Raw genomic sequence first — 17019 nt, forward strand, 5'->3', positions numbered from 1 at the left:
AGGTGCATCCACACCGCGCTCTCGGCTATAGGTCACCCCGCGAGTTCATCGCGAAAACACCCGAGGCCCTGTCAGCCATTTAGGGGGCAACAACAGCTCGAACGCTTGAACAGAAAATTGCCGAGGCTCAAGCGAACCTTGCTCGCCTCAAGGACAAGGCTCGATCAGAAGATACTAGGCAGAAGATTGTAGTCGGCGCGGCTGTGATCTCGCAGGCGCTACGATCGTCAAGCCTCGCGGGTAGGCTCCTCGCCATCCTCGACGCCGAACCCATGCGCGATCACGACAAGAAAGCCGTCGCCGGTCTTGTCGAAAGGCTTCGGTCGATCCCCAACGAAAAGGAATGAACGCGATGCTACGCCGCCTGCTCGACAAACTGCAGGGCGTTGGACCGCAGGTCGATCCGTCGCCTCTCCCGCCTCCACGCACCTACGCCGACCTATTTGACATGATGCGCTACGACCGCAGCATGGACCTAATGCCCTACGCGATCGGATTGCGGCCCCGGCCTCCGCTGATCGATCCCTCAGGCCCGGAACCAACGTTCGTGCTGCTCGATACCGACGCAGAGGTGAAGGCGTTCATGGCGACCTTCAACGAACCGATCGAGTTCGACCGACCCGGCGTCATTTCATGGGAACCGCTGCTGCGGTGGAACGACACGCCGAGCGCGCTCATGGCGGACACGGTTCTCGTCTCCTTCGCCTATCCCGACGACGAGACGCAAGGCTGGCCCTTCCTGCAACTCTTCGCCGTCCCGCCTGCCATGTTCATGGCCGGAAAGATCAGACCGCAGGATACCGTTCGCGGACGATATAATTTTCGGCAGTTCTCCCCGGAAGAAAAGGAGCGGTACGTGCGTGAGCTAAGCGATGCACGGGCTCAGGCCGGCGGAGTCGACGTGTTCATCGGCGGAAAGATGCCGATCAGCATGGTCGAGATGCTCAACTCTCGTAAATCTGGCGATGACCAGTGACCGCCAGTGCGACACTCGGCTGGCGGATTGTCGGCCTGGTCGCGCTGGCGCTGCTCATCACCGTCGTCGCCACAACCCTCGCTTTCCCGATCGTCGCCGGCATCCTCAAGCTCGGCATGGCACCAGGCGTAACCGGCTTCGGCTCGCTCACCGCCTGGACCGATTTCGCGTTCGGCGACGAGGACCAGCCTGCCCACTGGTTCGTCTTCTGGACGCACCTGAAGTTCTACCTCGGCGGCACCTACGACGCCGCTCCGGCCTATGCTAAGGCCGTTACGGTCACGCTGGCACTCGCCGGTGGCTTGGGCGTCTCGTGCGCCTTGGGAGCCGCCTACCGCCACTGGCGCGAGCTCCCTGCCCTCCCCAGCGTGGCGCGCCGGCACATGCGCGGCACCACCCTAATCGCCCGCGCCGACATGCCGGCCTTCACCTCCGCACTGGTCGCACGGGCACTCAACCCGCGCGACGATCGCCGACGCCGTCGAGACGAACGGGCGCTCGCCGCCATCAAATCTAGCGATGCAGATGTCCGCACTATCCTCACTGATGCCCGGGATCAGAAACGCGAGCTGAGCAAGGCAGAGGCCTTGGCCGACGCCCGCATGAACCTAATCGGCGACGAAGCTGCCCGTCACGGTTTGGTCCGCTTCGGCAGCGTGCCGATGCCGCCCGATGTCGAGACCCTGCATAGCCTCATCTGCGCTAGCACCGGCACGGGCAAGACCGTGGCTCTCCGTCAGCTCCTTGGCGATATCCGACGCCGGGGTGATCGCGCGATCGTTATCGATGCCGGCCATGACCTTTCCCGCACCTTCCGTCGCGACGACGACCTTGTGCTGGCCGCCGGCGAGGAAGGATCACTCGGCTGGGATTTGCGCAACGAGATACGCAAGCCTTCGGAATGGGCGCGGTTCGTGGCGGCGGTGGTGCCGGCGATCGGCAGCGGGGAATCTAGCGAGTGGACCCGCAAGGCCCAATCTTTCCTCACCGCGATCTGCGAGCAGGTCGGCGCCGAGACTACCAACGCCGAGCTGCTGGAGATCGCGACGGCCTGGAAGGCCGAGGCTCTGTCTCAAATTCTGGAGCGCACGCCTGCCGCCTCGCTCCTCGCTGAAGGCGGCGACCGCTACCTGGTGAGCGTCCGCAACAACCTCGGCGAGAAGCTGGCGAGCTGGAGATATGGCAAGTCCGGCGACTTCTCGCTGCGCAGCTACATGACCGGCGACGATCGGCGATGGCTGTGGTTGCCTTACCGCGACATGGAGAAGGGCACTCAGGGCCCGGCAATCGCCGCCTGGATCGACATGCTCGTCCTGGCCGGGCTGGAGCGCGCCGACCAGTCGGCCACACACCGCACCTGGATCATCATCGACGAGTTGGACTCAATCGGCATCATCGGCGGGCTGAAGGAAGCCGTCACCCGGCTGCGCAAGAGCAACGTGGCGGTGGTTGCCGCAATTCAAGACCTGAGCCAGCTCGTCGAGCGCTACGGCCGGGAGACGGCCCAAACCCTGTTCGGTTGCTTCTCCAATCGGCTGTTCCTGCGGTGCATCGCCAGCGATCTCGCCGAGAAGGTCGCCAAGGAGCTAGGCGAGGCGGAGTATGAGGAGATCCGTACCCAGACCGCTCGCAGCCGCAACCGTCAGGCGCAAAGTCGCACGTCCACCGGCGAGAACACCTCGTTCTCCAGTCAATACACTCGCTCACCCGTCCAGCTCGCGACCGAAATACGTAACTTGCCCGTCCGCACTGGCTTCGTGACGTTCGCCGGCATCAACCGCGTCATGCCGATCAGTCTCTCGGTCGATTGACACAAGCGGTGAGCCTTGGGGTAGCCCCTCAGCCTTCCCTCGCAATGCTGCAAGCACACGCCGACCGCGACGAGATTGAAAGGTGAGCTTTGGGGCAGCTCCTCACCTTGCCTGTCCCCCCAGCAAACCGCTGGAGGCACAGATAGCCGGGTTTGCCTTGGCTTTATCCGGAAGCCTACGGCCGGTGGGCCGCTCCGGTGCCGGCGAAAGCCGGCACGCCTCTCAAGGGCATTGGCCCTTAGGCCAATTCCGCATTTATTCTGTCTGTCTGCGAGTTGACGTACCCCAAAGCTCACCCTTCGCCTTCTGATTCAATAATTCTTCTAGATTCAAGATTCAGGAGCTCGAAACCTGCAGAAAACTGCCAGAAATTAGCTTTACCGGTGAGGGTTAGGGCCGATTCGCGTGAGCCTTGGGGTAAGCAATGGTGAGCCCTGGGGTCGGTTAAGGTGAGCGTTCGGGTCGAACCTGGTGAGCCTTAGGGTATCCGTAAAACTGATGGTGAGCTTTGGGGTCGCTCCTCAGCGAAGATTGGGGGGAGCCAAGCGGATTGCCCAACTCACTTTTCATGTTAAAGGTGAGCCCACAAACAACTACCGCTCACCTTTGAGACACCCCATGCCCCAGCCCGTGCTTGCCGATGGATCGTTCCGCACCATAACCCAACGAGGCAAGGGCAACCCCTTCAATCCCTCTCACTACGGCGAGATCGTAAAGCCGGGCGAGCTGGTCGATATCGTCGAGCTAAGCCCCCTCACCCTCGCCGATCGCCGCACTTACAATCTGCTGATCGCGAATGCCTGGGAGCGGATCGGCGAACCGATCGTCCATCGGATCGCCAAGTCCGCGCTAAAAGGCACGCATCAGGGCAACGAGCGGATTGAGGCCTCCCTGCTCCGCTTAATGGGCACGATCGCGATCGTCACCATCCGCAAGAGCGGCAAGAGCTACAAGCGCCGGGTGCAGCTCCTCGGTCCGAGCGATGAAAGTCTAGAGAAAGATGGCTTCCTCCACTACCGCATCCCTGAGGAGCTGATCGAAATTCTGCGCAACAGCGAGGTATATGCCCGCCTCAAAACGCAGGTCATGTACTGCTTTGAGTCTAAATACGCCCTCTGCCTCTATGAGATGATCGAGCGTCGGATCGGCCTAGAGTACAAGCAGACTGAGGAGTTCACGATTGAGGAGCTGCGTGGGCTACTTAACGTGCCCGCTGGCAAGCTTGAGCGGTTCGCCGATCTCAATAAATATTGCCTCAAGGTGGCGGTGGAGGAGATCAACAAACTCTGTCCCTTTTACGTCGATTTTACCCCTATCAAGAACGGCCGCAAGGTTGAACGAATTGCGCTTCACTGGTTCTCGAAAACCTCCAGCGGCAAGCGGGATGCGCAAAGCCTGATCGACCAGCACAGCGTCGTCCGTCGCGCCAAGATGCGCGGGTTAGCAGCCGAGCTGCCGGTACTGGTGGATTTTAGCGCGCCGGCCGAAAGGTGAGCCGCTACCCCAAAACTCACCGATAAGCCGCCGCTTGCATTTAGGTGAGCATGTTCACACACTCGCATTTAAACAAGTGCACGTGTTCTCATGTGAGTAGGCGTTGGTTTTTCCCGTTCCGGATGCGTGCAGCAACGTGGTCGCCCTCCTTCAGAAGTTCGAGAGCCTGCTTGTGAGTGACCTGAGCCCGTCAAACTGTTCCATTCATTGTGAGAAATTCCCGGCTAGGTTTGGCAGGTGCCGGACAAGGGATTCCGCCGATGAAGAAATCTACGTTCGTCGAGGCAGCTCTGGTCCGGTGATGGCTGCAAGAGTGGGTCGATGCTTGCATAGGTTTTCAGGAAGCTCTCGATAGCATCCCGCCGTTGCTCATAGTGAGCAGGTGAGAGTTGCAGCGCTTCCAAGTGCGCCTGCCAGCGCTTATTCCCTTTTCGGGAGTTACACGGTTTGCAACACGGCATGAGATTCCGAGCCGATGGCCGTACCCGCTGAAGCGGCTATTCCGCACTGTCGCAAATACATGATCCCATGTCTCATCACGATCCCCGCACTAGGCGCAGTCCAGTTCACCGCCATGAGGTAAGACGCAGATGCGCGGCAATGCTTTTCAAGGGCATATGGCGCTAGTTCACCGCTCGCCAAACGGATGCTTGCCATACTGACGCATGAGAAGGTCGATTGCCTCGCCCATCAGAGCCTGAAGGGTAGTCCCGTTCTCGGCCGCCAGCACGTTTAGGCCTCGGCTGACCTCCGGACTAAAATATGCGCTAACGGCCTTCTTGCCTTGCCGCGCCGCCGATCGCACCGGCGCTGGGCCCTCGACGGCTGGAGCCGAGACGCTCGGCTCGACCTTCGCGCGTTCTGCGCGCTGCTGCCTCATGGCACCAAATTTGCTCATGTTAACCTCGCATCCTCCTGCTCTTCTTACCTGCGGACAGGTTCACACGTTCTCGTGTCCACGTCCATAGCGCGGCTATCTCCTCTGCCGCCTTGCCGTCCGGCTCCGCCTCCATCGCGGTTTTCCCTTGCGCTGTGCTGTGGTGATAGATCGCGCGCATAGTGAGCATGACGGGCGCGACCGGCACGCCCATGCCCTTGACGCCCTCACTGCCCTCAATCAGCTCGCGCGCGTCCCGGTAAGTAGTTGGTGCTCGCTGAGGGCCGCCCATGAAGAGCACAAAGGCCGGCTTGCCCGCGGCCTTCACCAGCTCGGCCGTCGTTTCGACCGCTGATAAGTCGAACGCTTGGGGGCGGCACGGAATGAGGATGAGGTCTGCGGCCTTGCAAGCCTCGCGCGCCATGATGTCCGCGTGTGGGGGCGTGTCTATGATGACCAGGTCCGCGCCTAGATCGGCCGCTTGCTGCACCTTGCGCGGAAGGAGGGTAGGGGAGGCACAGTCCACGACCTCAGGGTCGGCGCCGCCTCGCCAGTGATTCCACTGACTGGCGGTCGCTTGCGGATCTGCATCGAGGATCAGTGCAGACAGGCCCGCACTGGTGGCGATGCCGGCAAGGTGGATGGCAAGCGTGGTCTTACCCGCCCCACCCTTCTGGCTGATGATTGATATGGTCTTCATGTGGCCACCTGAACGTGCTTGCGTGTGAACATGATAGATAGCGAGCGTGCGGCCAAGATAGCAAGCCCACTTGTGAACGCGTCAACTCATGCCTTAACGGCGGCATCGGCGTGCGGGTCAGCAGCAATGGCAGCGAGCCGACACTTTCCTAAGAATAGTCGGCAATCACGGGTCGCGTGTGGCGAAGCTGCCTTACCTGTATACCGGAAATGCTGACTTCCGTACGCTCCGTATGTCGCCACCTTTAATCGACACCGAGTCCGTCTTGTAGATCAGCGACCGCTTCCACGCTGTCTTGGGTCACCACGAAGAACAGGTAGATCAACGACTGCTCGCCGCGAACTTCTGTCAGCAACGGGCTGTCGAGGACGAACAGATCGCTGCCCTGCTGCACGCCCGATCATGCAGCAACCTCCGGAGGCAGCACGTTCAGTCCGGTCCGCGAAAGCACGAACAGAGGCGCTCGTCCCCTTAGAATAGGAGGGCAGGGCACCCATCTGAGGCCTCTTTTCGTGCTTTCGCGGACCTGCTTGATGAGTGGCAGCGATCGCGCGCGCGCCGACTCTTGGAACGATGAATTGGATCCGTCTATGTGAGACACTCTAACATCATGCTGTCATTGAGATGGCGAACCCCTGCAGGGTCGCACATGTCCTGAGATTAGGACGTCGCGTATGCCCGCGATTTTGCGACATCCGCATGCCAGAACTTGGTGGTTAGCCTAGGCGACCGGATGCTCTGGAATCCTATACTAGAATGCCCACACGACAACGAGCAGCTTGCTGCAAGACAATGCTCGTAGAGGGACGTGCAGGCTGGCTGAACGGTATTGATCGCGCGTTACGCGAGCTGAGCGCAACGAACTGTTGGCCGAGGGGGCGAACCACCTTCACCTCATGGGCTTAGCCGTACCGCTACAAACGGGAGGGACCCGGCTGGATGAAACGCGCCTGCCGTTTTCCGCTCTTATGAAGCTGACCCAGACACATCAGGACGCGCTCGCGGTCGAGCGACTACGCCTCGAGCCCGACGTGAGACCCTTGGAGAACCCCGTTTATGATCGACTTGTCCTATCGACCCCGTCTCGACGATCTGCGCCCGCTCGTTTCAACAGACGAAGGCTTGCTCGCGCTTGATGCGGCCGACGTCCGGACATCCTCGGCATCGGCGTTGGCAGAGCGGCAGGGATACCGGGCCGAGCACCTCGGCGAGTTTGTCGTGCCCCTGCCAGACACGTCTGCGATTGCAGCGGATCTTCTACCCGTCCCAGGCAACACCGATGCACGGCTCGACTACGAGCATTTCTCGATCGTCATGTCGAAGAGCCGTCGCCTGGCGCTGTTCACCGGGGTCAACATCGATGGCAGCGCGAGCATCTCGGTCTCACGTGGTGGTGATCCGTGGGCGTTCGACGGACGCATCCCCGAAGACGCGCAAGCCGGCGACGAGCTCTACGCCAACAACGACTTCGACCGTGGCCACCTCGTCCGCCGTGAGGATCCCAACTGGGGTCCAACCGCGCGCGTTGCCAACCGCGACACCTTTCACTTCACTAATTGCGCGCCGCAGCTCTCCGCGTTCAATCAGCGCACCTGGCTAAGCCTGGAGGACTACATTCTCGGCAACACCCGCCGCGTCGGCGAACGGGCGACGGTCTTCACCGGTCCGGTCTTTCGGGAGAACGACCCCGTCTACCGCGGCATCGCGATCCCGCTCGCCTATTGGAAGGTCGTCGCTTTCATCCATGACGATGGCCGGCCCTCCGCGTCCGCCTACCTCATCGATCACGACGTCGAGCTGACCGAGCAATCGCTCCTGTTCGGGGCCTTCAAGACCTATCAGCGGTCCGTCACCGCAATCGAAGGTTTGACCAACCTCGATTTCGGCGAGCTGCATCAGTTTGATGGATTCTCGAATGAGGAAGACGCAACCGGCGAGGCCGTGCGACGGCTGATTTCCGGGCCGGAGGACATCCTCGTCTAAGCCGCAAAAAAGCACTGTCCTACAGAGAACATATCTGGAACATGGGCTGTCGGATCAACAAGGAGTCGGGGACATGACCGACATGATCGACGGCCCAATGCTCGTAGGTATCGCCGCACTCATCACCAGTCTCGCCAATGTCGTCACCATTCTGCGGCCCCCTGACCGTCCTCAGGACCGACTGCGGCTGCGACGCGTCCCCCGACGAAGAAAGGGAAGGGAGGATCGCAATTTACGGGCATGATGCCCGAGAGCCTGAAGGAGACCGCCATGCGCCGCTGCGCCAGTGCCGTTCTACCGTTGTTGACTGTCCCGTTGCTCCTTGCCGGTTGCGCCACGAACGCAATCCGGCTGGAGGCAGCAGGGGCAGTGCAAGCCAGAAGCCGCGAGGCGGTGACGGCAACCGCAAGCTACTTCGATGCAGTCGAGCAGCGTCGCCGCGAAGCCGCAGCCGCACTCGTCGCTAGTGACCCGAGCTGCCTGCCGGCGACGCCGCTGCAGATCCAGGTGCCGATCGCGCCAAGCGCGTCAGCAGCGCCGTTGTGCCTCGGCAATGAAGCCCCGGCGCCGGGCTACATGGCCTTCGAGATCGACATCGGCAGCAGCCCTCGCGCCGTGCTCGAACCGCGAATCGCACTCATTGCCGCAATCAGCGACTATGCCGATGCCTTGGCTGCTATCCTCGATGCACCCAAGACTGACGTCTCCGCCGAGATCACCGCCTTCGCAGACCAGGCCGATCGGCTTGCGCGCTTCAGCAACTTCGTCGCCGGCACCGACCTGCCGAACGTCAACGCGGCCGTCGCCAGCGAACAGGGCCAGAGCCTCGTCGCGTTGATCGCCTTCGCGAGCGACCTCGCCCGCGAGGCACGGCAGACGAAGGATGTCCGAGCGCTGGTCATCGAACGCGGTGCCGTGGTGGATCGCGCGCTGGCCGCGCTGTCAGTTCAGGTGACCACATGGGGCAGGGGGGCCGCCCGCAACGCCGACGATCTCTACGGCAACGCCCTGTTTCGGACCTACATCCGCAACCGCGCAAGCCTCTCGGCCGACCAGCGCGAGCAGCTCGCCGCCCGCGTGTTCGCCGCCCGCGAGGCCGCAAAGGATGGACCGGCACGCGCCGCCCAAGTCGCTGATGCGATCGACCTTGCCGCCAAGGCTCAAGGAGGATTGCGCGATGCACTAGCCGGCCGCCTGACGCCGCAGCAGCGCCGCGCCGCGGCCCGCCTCAATATCGACCGTATCACCCGAGCGCTGGGCCTGATCGCCTCGCTCGCCACCCCAGCCTGAGGAGGATCCGATGACCACCTTCACCCAGGCCGTGGATGCGGCCGACGCTCTCACTGACCAGCTTCAGGAGTTCACCGCCAACCCGCGCTACCTGCCGCGATTCTTCGACACCTTCTTCGGGCTGCGCACCGCGATCGGCAGCGCCCGCGACTGCTTCGCCGGGCTGCACAGCGGGGAGAAGGGTGATCTCTCGGCCTTCGCGACGGTGCTCGACCGATGCGAGCAGGCGACCGCCATTGGCGTGGCGCTGACCCCCGGCGATGCCGCGGTGTCACGCTACGCCGGGGCCGTGCAGCGCGCGATCGCGGCGATGGACGATCAGGGTGACGCAACCTCGCGACCTGCGTTGCGCGGCACGCTGCGGTTGCGCAGCCGCTCGGCACCGGCGGTCAGGGGAGGGCGACGACCTGACCCGGCCCCCGAACCCTATTATGCCAGCCTCGTGAAGCTGTTCCCTGTCGAGGCGGTGACGCTCTACCCGCTGGCGATTGGGATTGCTGCCGGCGATACCGTCATTCGGCTGATCCTGATCGGCATCATCACCCTCTTCATCGTCGCGCTGCGCTGGTTTGGGACGCAGGAGGAGGGAGGGGGAGATGCAGATGTGGTGGCGATCACCGTCTCGGTCATCTCGTTCCAGCTCTACGCGGCCTCGCTGGGTGGCTTTGGCTACCTCCCGGGCGGGGCTGAACAGACCAGCCAGTTCCTCGCCTTCATCACCATTATGTGGGTCGCACTCGTACCCTTCGTGCTTCGCCGCGCCCGCAGCTGACCCTCCCCAAGGAGATACGACCATGTGCACCTCCATCCATCGTCATTCGCTTCACTGCATCCTGCCGCCTTACATCCTGTCGCAGATCGCCGAGAACGGCTCGCCCGAGATGCGGGCGATGGCGATCCGCAGCTTGCTGGTCGATCCGACCATCCGCATCGTCCGCGCCAGCACCGCAGGACCCGTCGCCGGCGAGATCGCGCGCCGGCGTGCCGCGGCGGGTAACATTCTGGCTCCGAGCCCACTCAGGACCATCCGCGATGCGGGCGGCGAGCCCGAGGCACCGGGCGCAACCGTCGTCCGGCGCGAGGGCGACGGCCCGACCGGCGATGTCGCGGCCGATGAGGCGTATGACGGCCTCGGTGCTACGTTCGCGCTGTTCTGGGAGGCCTATCGGCGCAACTCGATCGATGATGCCGGCCTCCCGCTCGATGCCACGGTCCATTACGATCAGGACTATGACAACGCCTTTTGGGACGGCACCCAGATGGTGTTCGGTGATGGCGACGGCGAGCTGTTCAACCGCTTCACGATCTCGCTCGATGTGATCGGTCACGAGCTGACCCACGGCGTTACCGAAAAGGAGGCTGGTCTCGCCTATTTCAACCAGTCGGGCGCGCTCAACGAGAGCATCTCCGACGTGTTCGGCAGCCTCGTAAAGCAGCGCCTACTCGGGCAGACCGCCGAGGAGGCCGATTGGCTGATCGGTGCCGGGCTCCTGACGCCCAAGGTTAACGGCAGCGCGCTACGGTCGATGAAGGCGCCGGGGACAGCTTATGACGATCCGGTTCTCGGCAAGGATCCGCAGCCGGGACACATGGACGACTTCATCCGCACCAATCAGGACAATGGCGGCGTCCACGTCAACTCTGGCATCCCCAACCGAGCCTTCTATCTTGCCGCGACCACGATCGGTGGAAACTCATGGGAACGCGCCGGCCAAATCTGGTACAACGCGCTCCTGGACCCCAATACGAGGGCCAACACGGACTTCGCCGGCTTCGCCCGCGTAACCATCGACGTCGCGGGGCGTTTGTACGGCTCAGGGAGCGCCGAGGCGACCGCAGTCACCGAGGCCTGGAGCGCAGTTGGAGTGATCTGATGCAGACGGGCAAGGCTAGCGATGAAACGGTAACGGGGGAGGCCCGGGTACGGATCGAGGGCGGCCTCGCCCATTTCCCGGGGCTGGCGAAGGAGCAGACGGTCTCCTTTCACGATCTTGCTAGCCCGGAGCGTCGGGAGCTCGCCACTCTTGCCGATAAGGCAGACTTCTTCGACTGTACGCCGGCTAACGAAACCGCGAGACCGGATGCCCGCACTTACACGGTCGGCCTGACAATCGACGGGCGCAGCCGGGAGATCCGTGTGGCAGAGCCGATCCGTGACCCAGCTATGGCCAAGCTCGTGTCGGTCGTGCGCCGGTTGAGCAAACAGCACAGCGTCGGTCGGTAGTGTATCGGTCAAAGCCCCTCTAGCCCATTCAGAGGCAGTCTCGGCTCGCGACCAACGCAAAGCGAGTTCTGTGGTCAGACCGCCCAGAACGCCTGTAGTCGCAAATGTTCTAAGTTTTGCGACAGAGGCTCCGGCACTCCGCTTCACTCTGATGCTTCTGTCGCAAAAGTCTGTTGCAAAATGTTGTTGTTCTGATACAGTTTTGCGACATGCTAATAGGCTACGCCCGTGTGTCCACCGACGACCAAGATCTACGACTGCAACGCGCCGCATTGAAGGACGCCGGGTGCAAGCGGACGTTCGAGGAGAAGATTTCGGGCGCGAAGCGTAACCGGCCTGAGCTGGCCAAAATGATCGAGCAGCTGCGCGATGATGACACTGTGGTAGTGACGCGGCTCGACCGATTGGCGCGATCCACCCGCGACCTGCTCGACATCGCCGAGAAGCTGAAGGAGGCCGGTGCCGGTCTGCGCTCGCTCGCCGAACCCTGGGCGGATACGACCTCACCCGCTGGGCGCATGGTGCTGACTGTGTTCGCTGGCATTGCCGAGTTTGAGCGCGAGCTGATCCACCAGCGCACCAGCAGCGGGCGAGTAGCAGCTAAGGCGCGGGGAGTACGCTTCGGCCGCCCACCTAAGCTCACCCCCGATCAGGTCGCACTAGGTGAGCGGTTAGTGGGCGAAGGCATATCGGTGCGGGAAGCCGCCAAGCTGCTCAAATGCCACCATGCTACTCTTTACCGCGCGCTGACTCTTGCGGCGATCACCGCATGATGCACAGCAATCTGAAGCCGAAGGTGCCGGAAGGAGCGGCCTGATGCCGATCCGTCCCGAACACATATACCTGTATCCCATCGACTGGCCGCAGCTCTCGTACCATGTTCGTTTTGTGCGGGCAGGAGGCTGCTGCGAGCATTGCGGCCGCCCCCACGGTCAGAGGGTATTCCGTCTGCGGGACGGACGATGGTGGGACCGGAAGCGGCATCGCTGGCGCGACGGTCAAGGCCGGCGCGTACGGCGGCCCACGGAGAACATCTTGTTGCTAGGTGCTTGGACGCGAGTAGTGCTGGCCTGCGCGCACCTTAATCATGACCCCAGTGACAGCGCGCTCCACAAGCTGGCAGCGTTGTGCCAGCGCTGCCACATGCTCCACGATGCTCCCGAGCATCGGCGCCGGCGCTGGATGAACGCACATCACCGGCGTGCGCTCGGCGACCTGTTCTACGGGCCCTATCCGCAATGGGGCGCCGACTGGATCACCCCCACACCGATCAGCATGCTCGACGACAGCCGATCGCTGTATGCCGACATTCGATAAGCCCGGCCCACATATCCCACTACCTCTTGGCCAGTGCATAGTCTTGAACCAGGACCTTCTCCGGCACGTGCTATGCTCCGGCGAGCTTGCCAATCATAGGGCACCATGACAGCCCAATATCTTGGTTGCGACTGACCGATCAGCGCAGCTAGTTCTGCACGCGTGTAGGCCATTCATCTCCATTGCGCCTCGATCGCGCGCACTGGATCAAGCCGGTTCAATAGCCAGCGATGGCTTTCGTAAGTTTCAACCAACGTCGCCAGCACGTTAAGCCGATCCCCGGCGTCAGTGCCTTCACCCACTTCCCATAGTCCCTAGATTCCCGCAGCGCAGTTTCATGGTCCTCGTCAGTTCGGATAGGACGAATATGAATCGAAGGACCTCCAAGGAATTTTCAGACCGACGCTCCCGTGATGCCCTTCCGCCGGGCAGTGTGCTGCGTCTTCGTGCTTTCGAGTAGGAAGTCGGCCAACCGGTCGCCCCGGCCCGCCGCCTGCGTCACCTTGAGCGGCGACCGGCGATGCGCGCCTGCTCGCCCGCCACCGCGAACGGCGAGGCCGCATTGGCCTGCGGGTCGTAATAGCGGTCGACCCTGTTACGGATCCGTGTCTGCACTCGGTTCTGGATCCGCCGGCCGATTCGTCCCATCGGCTCGATGCCAGCGTCCTGCGCCACCTGCTCACGAGTCTGTCGCTGGCCAGTGAACGCAACGATCAATCGATCTGTCGCCGGCGTGGAGGGAACATCGCTTTGGGAATAAGGCATCGCCTCGCCCTGCGTATCCCCCGACTGCGCATAGGCGACCGCAGGCACGAACGCCACGGCCAGTGCCATGAGGGATCGCATGGTAACCATCTTCGGCCTGATAGCGTACCGGAGGAGGCGCCGCATAGCGTGAATATCCTTGTTACCCTGTCGGGCGCAACTGGACGCTGCTGATCTGTCCGCTGACCCCCGATGGTTCGTCGGAGGGCTGCACCATAAGCGTCAGCTGTTGGTGCGGGCAATCGGCGGGCACGGTAAAGCGGCCGGCGAAATTGCCTCCGTTCTGCGTGGAAGGGGGCACGATAACCCGGCCCAGCTCACGCCCGTCAGCACAGGACAGCATCCAGTAAAGCGACGTCCTGCCGGACTGTTCGATATTGGCGCTTCGTCCGGTCAGGGCATACGCACCCGGTGGCAGTAACTGGGTCTGGCGCAGCACCGCCCCTCCCACGTTAACGGGCACTAAGAAATCGAAGACGCCGTGCTCGCCGTCGCGCTGGATTGCCGCGGAGACCCCGCTGTCACTTACCGGCGTCCAGTCGAAGGCCGAAGGTACTGTGCGGTTCACGGCGAACTCGGGATCATGCGACATGCGCCGGTCAGCGCCCGGCGTGATCGCCGCATAATAAGCCCATGCGGCGTCAAGATGGTTTTCCGACAACAGCCGGGTGATAAGTGCGGCGGTTGCCATTTCAGAAATAGGAACCCGGTGCCGGTTAAGTTCAGTGAAGAACGCCGCCGTCGCCTGGCCATCCGGACCGTTGCCCGCGACATAGGCGACGAACAGATCGCTCCATGCCGGACGCGCCGCCATCCTGTTCGCCAGCGCGGTGCGGATGGGCGCGTCAGCGATCGCTGACGTTAGTATCGGAAACAACAGGTCTGGTGCCATGCGCGACGTGCGCAGAGCGACATCATAATGATACAGAGCGGTAGTGATATCGTCGCGCCCGACGGCGTGTTCGATGGCCCACAGCTGCGTGCGCAATTCGCGGCGGGAGAGCATTTGCGAATAGGCAAAACTGCGCAATGCCGCCGCGCGATCTCCACGAATCTCGGCGTTTATGCCCAGCGTCGCAGCGGCGGCCACGGCGGTCGGATCTCGTCGCAATGCCGTCCGCGCCAGGCGATCAGCCTCGGCGCGGTCCGCCATACTCGCCTCGGCACCGGACAATTTCACAGACAATAGCGCCGCCATTCGCCCGTCCCAAGGTGCGGAGGCATAGGCCCACTCGGGCGCGCTGGAGCGCATGTGATCAGCAAGCGCGTGCGTGACCGACACATAGCCTAGCCCCGCCAAGCCTGCTGCCAGCGCCACGCGTACACCCCATTCGACAGAGGTCCGCCGGGGGAGGGTACGGCGTTGCCGCATTATCCCCGTGCCTTGGCTTCTGCGACGGGGTCCTGACCATAGCCGTAGCCATATTCGTACCCGTACCCGTAATGCGCCTTACGCGCATCGAACTTGGAGAGCACGCCGCCTAAGATATGGGCGTTCGCCGCCACCAATCGCGCGAGCGCGGCCTTAACCAACGTCGAACGGATGCCGTGCGATTCAACGGTGTAGACGACTCCTTCGACCCGGCTCGCGATCAGCGGTGCGTCGGCCAGACCCATCACTGGCGGACTATCAATCACAATATAATTAAAATGCTCGTGCAGACGTCCGATCAGGTCGGCGAGGCGGTGGCCGGTCAGCAGCTCGGCAGCGTTCGGCGGTATCGGTCCAGCCGCCATCGCGGTCAGCCCTAGGTCTTCCATTCGGAATAGCAGCGGCAGGAGATCGTCATGCCCGGCCAGGAAGTTGCTGAGGCCGCGGTCGTTCGGAACCCCACCCAGATGATGAACCGATGGCGACCGCATGTCGCCGTCGATCAGTACCACCGTCTTGCCGCTGCGCGCCAGCATGGTGGCCAACGCCAGCGCAGTCGTGGACTTGCCCTCCGCCGGTCGCGTCGACGTGACCGACAGCGAACGCGGCACGCCGTGTTCGGTGGTGAACGCCAAGTTGGTTTGTACTGCCAGATAGGCGTCGACCATTTCCGACTTGCGGTCGAGCAACGCCTCGCGCGGGGTGACCCCTTCGACCTTTGGCACAGATCCCAACAGCGGCAGCCCGAGCCGCCGTTCGATCTCGGCCGGATCGGCAATTGCCTCGTCCATCTGCTCGAGCGCCAAAGCCATTAGCGTGCCCAATACTAGCCCCGCCAACAACGCGATAGCCAGGTTGACGATCAGTCGCGGAGACGACGGACGTTGTGGCACATCGGCCTGGTCGACCACCGCCACGTTGTTCACCCCGACACCGCCAGCGACGCCGATTTCTTTGAACCGCTGCAACAGCCCATCGTACAGCGCACGGTTGGTATCTACTTCCTGCTGGAAGATATTATACTGGATCGATCGCCGCCGCAGGTCGAGATAGCTGCCCTTGAGCTGTTCGACACGCGCCTGCAACCCGCGCTCACGTTCCACGGCGCTACGATAGTCGGTCTGGACCGATCCCGACACGCGCCGTTCCTCGTTCGCGATACTGCGATCGAGTTGATCGATCTGCGACTTGAGCGCGCGCGCGGCAGGATAGCCTGGCTCGAACTGGATCATCAGCTTTTGATATTCGGCCGCATATTCCGCACGCCGCTGCCGCAGGGTGTTGATAGCTTGATTGCGCAGCGCTTCCGACGAGGCTCCCGCCGTCGCTCCTTCGCGATAGCGGGCTTCGGCTGCGATGCGTTCGGCCGTCGCTTGGCTCAGCGCCGCGTTCAACGACGCCAGATCGTCAGCGACGATCGAACGCTCGGACGTCGATCCGTTCGCGTTCGCCTGTGCGGGCAGGTTGATGATGCGTTCGCGCGACGCATAGGCGACCAGCTGACGCTGGCTTTCGTCAAGCAGTTCCTTCTGCCGCGCCAGCTGCTGCTTCAGAAGGTTGCGACCATAGGAGGTTGCCTGGACCTTGCGTTCCAAATTGGTCTGGATGAACGCGTCGGACCATGCGTTGACGATCTTTGCCGAGAATTGGGGGTCCGGGCTGGTGAAGCGAATGTCGACAAGCCGCGACAGCCGGGTCGGCACGATCGTCAGATGCTTGCGCAGGATCTCGCCCGCCAGCCGCTGACGGGTCGCGCGGCCTGCCGCCGGATAGCGGCTGTTGACCAGAGCGAACGCCGGCTCGTCCGACGACACGCCGAACCGTTCGTAAAATTGGGGATCGTCAGTTAGACGGAGCTGCGTCGCGACCCGTTCTGACAACGACCGGGACTCTAGCAGGCCATATTGCGTCTGGTAGAATTCCTGATCGGCAACGCTCGTCTCGCGCTCGACACCCTGAAAGTTGGTGACCTGATTGGCTTCGCGTGAAATTTCGATCGTAGCCGACGCCGTGTATTTCGGCGTCATCAGCAACGTAGCAATCAGCCCGAGCAGCAGGCAGGCGACCGTCGCGCCAAGTATGACGTACCGCCGCCGCAGCGCAATTCGCAGATACTGACGGATGACGGGAATATCCTCCGCCTCCGAAAGAAGGGCTCCCCTCATGGGGCTGGTACGCGGGTTAGAGAGTGCGAGATTCACGACGGCCGA

17 protein-coding genes are annotated in these 17019 nt (G+C 62.5%); 11 read left to right on the forward strand and 6 right to left on the reverse strand.

Going from position 1 to position 17019, the window contains the following annotated elements:
* The first annotated feature begins 343 nt into the window (after positions 1-343).
* The 3 genes from FHT02_RS19345 (at position 344) to FHT02_RS19355 (ending at position 4281) form a co-directional block, all read left to right on the forward strand.
* Complete coding sequence (locus FHT02_RS19345; protein WP_184091520.1) at positions 344-976, forward strand: hypothetical protein; 633 nt, start codon at positions 344-346, stop codon at positions 974-976.
* Positions 973-2787: a type IV secretion system DNA-binding domain-containing protein gene (locus FHT02_RS21720; protein WP_184091521.1), complete on the forward strand. Its 1815-nt coding sequence runs from the start codon at positions 973-975 to the stop codon at positions 2785-2787. Before FHT02_RS19345 ends, FHT02_RS21720 begins: the two co-directional genes overlap by 4 nt.
* A 618-nt stretch (positions 2788-3405) precedes the next feature.
* Positions 3406-4281 carry a replication initiation protein gene (locus FHT02_RS19355; protein WP_184091523.1) on the forward strand — a complete coding sequence of 292 codons (876 nt, stop codon included), beginning with the start codon at positions 3406-3408 and terminating at the stop codon, positions 4279-4281.
* 628 nt (positions 4282-4909) lie between these two features.
* Here the strand turns inward: FHT02_RS19355 and FHT02_RS19360 are convergent.
* The 3 genes from FHT02_RS19360 to FHT02_RS19370 form a co-directional block, all read right to left on the reverse strand.
* On the reverse strand, positions 4910-5179 hold the full coding sequence (locus tag FHT02_RS19360) for a ribbon-helix-helix domain-containing protein (protein ID WP_184091525.1): 270 nt from the start codon (positions 5177-5179) through the stop codon (positions 4910-4912).
* 1 nt (position 5180) lies between these two features.
* Complete coding sequence (gene parA / locus FHT02_RS19365) at positions 5181-5858, reverse strand: ParA family partition ATPase (RefSeq protein ID WP_184091527.1); 678 nt, start codon at positions 5856-5858, stop codon at positions 5181-5183.
* Positions 5859-6102: 244 nt separating this feature from the next.
* The gene (locus tag FHT02_RS19370; protein WP_184091529.1) at positions 6103-6252 is read right to left on the reverse strand and encodes a hypothetical protein; all 150 of its coding nucleotides are present in this window, start codon (positions 6250-6252) and stop codon (positions 6103-6105) included.
* 662 nt (positions 6253-6914) lie between these two features.
* Between FHT02_RS19370 and FHT02_RS19375 the strand changes: the two genes are divergently transcribed.
* The 8 genes from FHT02_RS19375 to FHT02_RS21975 all read left to right on the forward strand — a co-directional run bounded on the left by FHT02_RS19375 (position 6915) and on the right by FHT02_RS21975 (position 12672).
* Positions 6915-7841, forward strand: coding sequence for a DNA/RNA non-specific endonuclease (locus FHT02_RS19375; RefSeq protein WP_184091531.1), 927 nt, complete (start codon positions 6915-6917; stop codon positions 7839-7841).
* 73 nt (positions 7842-7914) lie between these two features.
* Positions 7915-8085 carry a hypothetical protein gene (locus FHT02_RS19380; protein ID WP_184091533.1) on the forward strand — a complete coding sequence of 57 codons (171 nt, stop codon included), beginning with the start codon at positions 7915-7917 and terminating at the stop codon, positions 8083-8085.
* A gap of 149 nt (positions 8086-8234) precedes the next feature.
* Positions 8235-9131: a hypothetical protein gene (locus FHT02_RS19385; protein ID WP_184091535.1), complete on the forward strand. Its 897-nt coding sequence runs from the start codon at positions 8235-8237 to the stop codon at positions 9129-9131.
* A gap of 10 nt (positions 9132-9141) precedes the next feature.
* On the forward strand, positions 9142-9903 hold the full coding sequence (locus FHT02_RS19390; RefSeq protein ID WP_184091537.1) for a hypothetical protein: 762 nt from the start codon (positions 9142-9144) through the stop codon (positions 9901-9903).
* Positions 9904-9925: 22 nt separating this feature from the next.
* Positions 9926-11005: a M4 family metallopeptidase gene (locus tag FHT02_RS19395; RefSeq protein ID WP_184091539.1), complete on the forward strand. Its 1080-nt coding sequence runs from the start codon at positions 9926-9928 to the stop codon at positions 11003-11005.
* Positions 11005-11355, forward strand: coding sequence for a protealysin inhibitor emfourin (locus tag FHT02_RS19400; protein WP_184091541.1), 351 nt, complete (start codon positions 11005-11007; stop codon positions 11353-11355). Before FHT02_RS19395 ends, FHT02_RS19400 begins: the two co-directional genes overlap by 1 nt.
* Before the next feature lie 209 nt (positions 11356-11564).
* Positions 11565-12128 (forward strand): recombinase family protein, encoded by a 564-nt coding sequence (locus FHT02_RS19405; protein ID WP_184091543.1) that lies wholly within the window; start codon positions 11565-11567, stop codon positions 12126-12128.
* Positions 12129-12537: 409 nt separating this feature from the next.
* The gene (locus tag FHT02_RS21975) at positions 12538-12672 is read left to right on the forward strand and encodes a hypothetical protein (RefSeq protein ID WP_281393316.1); all 135 of its coding nucleotides are present in this window, start codon (positions 12538-12540) and stop codon (positions 12670-12672) included.
* Positions 12673-13170: 498 nt separating this feature from the next.
* Here the strand turns inward: FHT02_RS21975 and FHT02_RS19415 are convergent, their stop codons facing one another.
* The 3 genes from FHT02_RS19415 to FHT02_RS19425 all read right to left on the reverse strand — a co-directional run bounded on the left by FHT02_RS19415 (position 13171) and on the right by FHT02_RS19425 (position 16974).
* Positions 13171-13518, reverse strand: coding sequence for a hypothetical protein (locus FHT02_RS19415; protein ID WP_184091545.1), 348 nt, complete (start codon positions 13516-13518; stop codon positions 13171-13173).
* A 61-nt stretch (positions 13519-13579) separates the two neighbouring features.
* Positions 13580-14635, reverse strand: a complete 1056-nt coding sequence (locus FHT02_RS19420) for a hypothetical protein (RefSeq protein WP_184091547.1) — start codon at positions 14633-14635, stop codon at positions 13580-13582.
* A gap of 173 nt (positions 14636-14808) precedes the next feature.
* Complete coding sequence (locus tag FHT02_RS19425; protein WP_184091549.1) at positions 14809-16974, reverse strand: GumC family protein; 2166 nt, start codon at positions 16972-16974, stop codon at positions 14809-14811.
* Between the last annotated feature and the right edge of the window lie 45 nt (positions 16975-17019).

The organism is Sphingomonas xinjiangensis, from assembly GCF_014199255.1.
Classification (GTDB): domain Bacteria; phylum Pseudomonadota; class Alphaproteobacteria; order Sphingomonadales; family Sphingomonadaceae; genus Sphingomonas; species Sphingomonas xinjiangensis.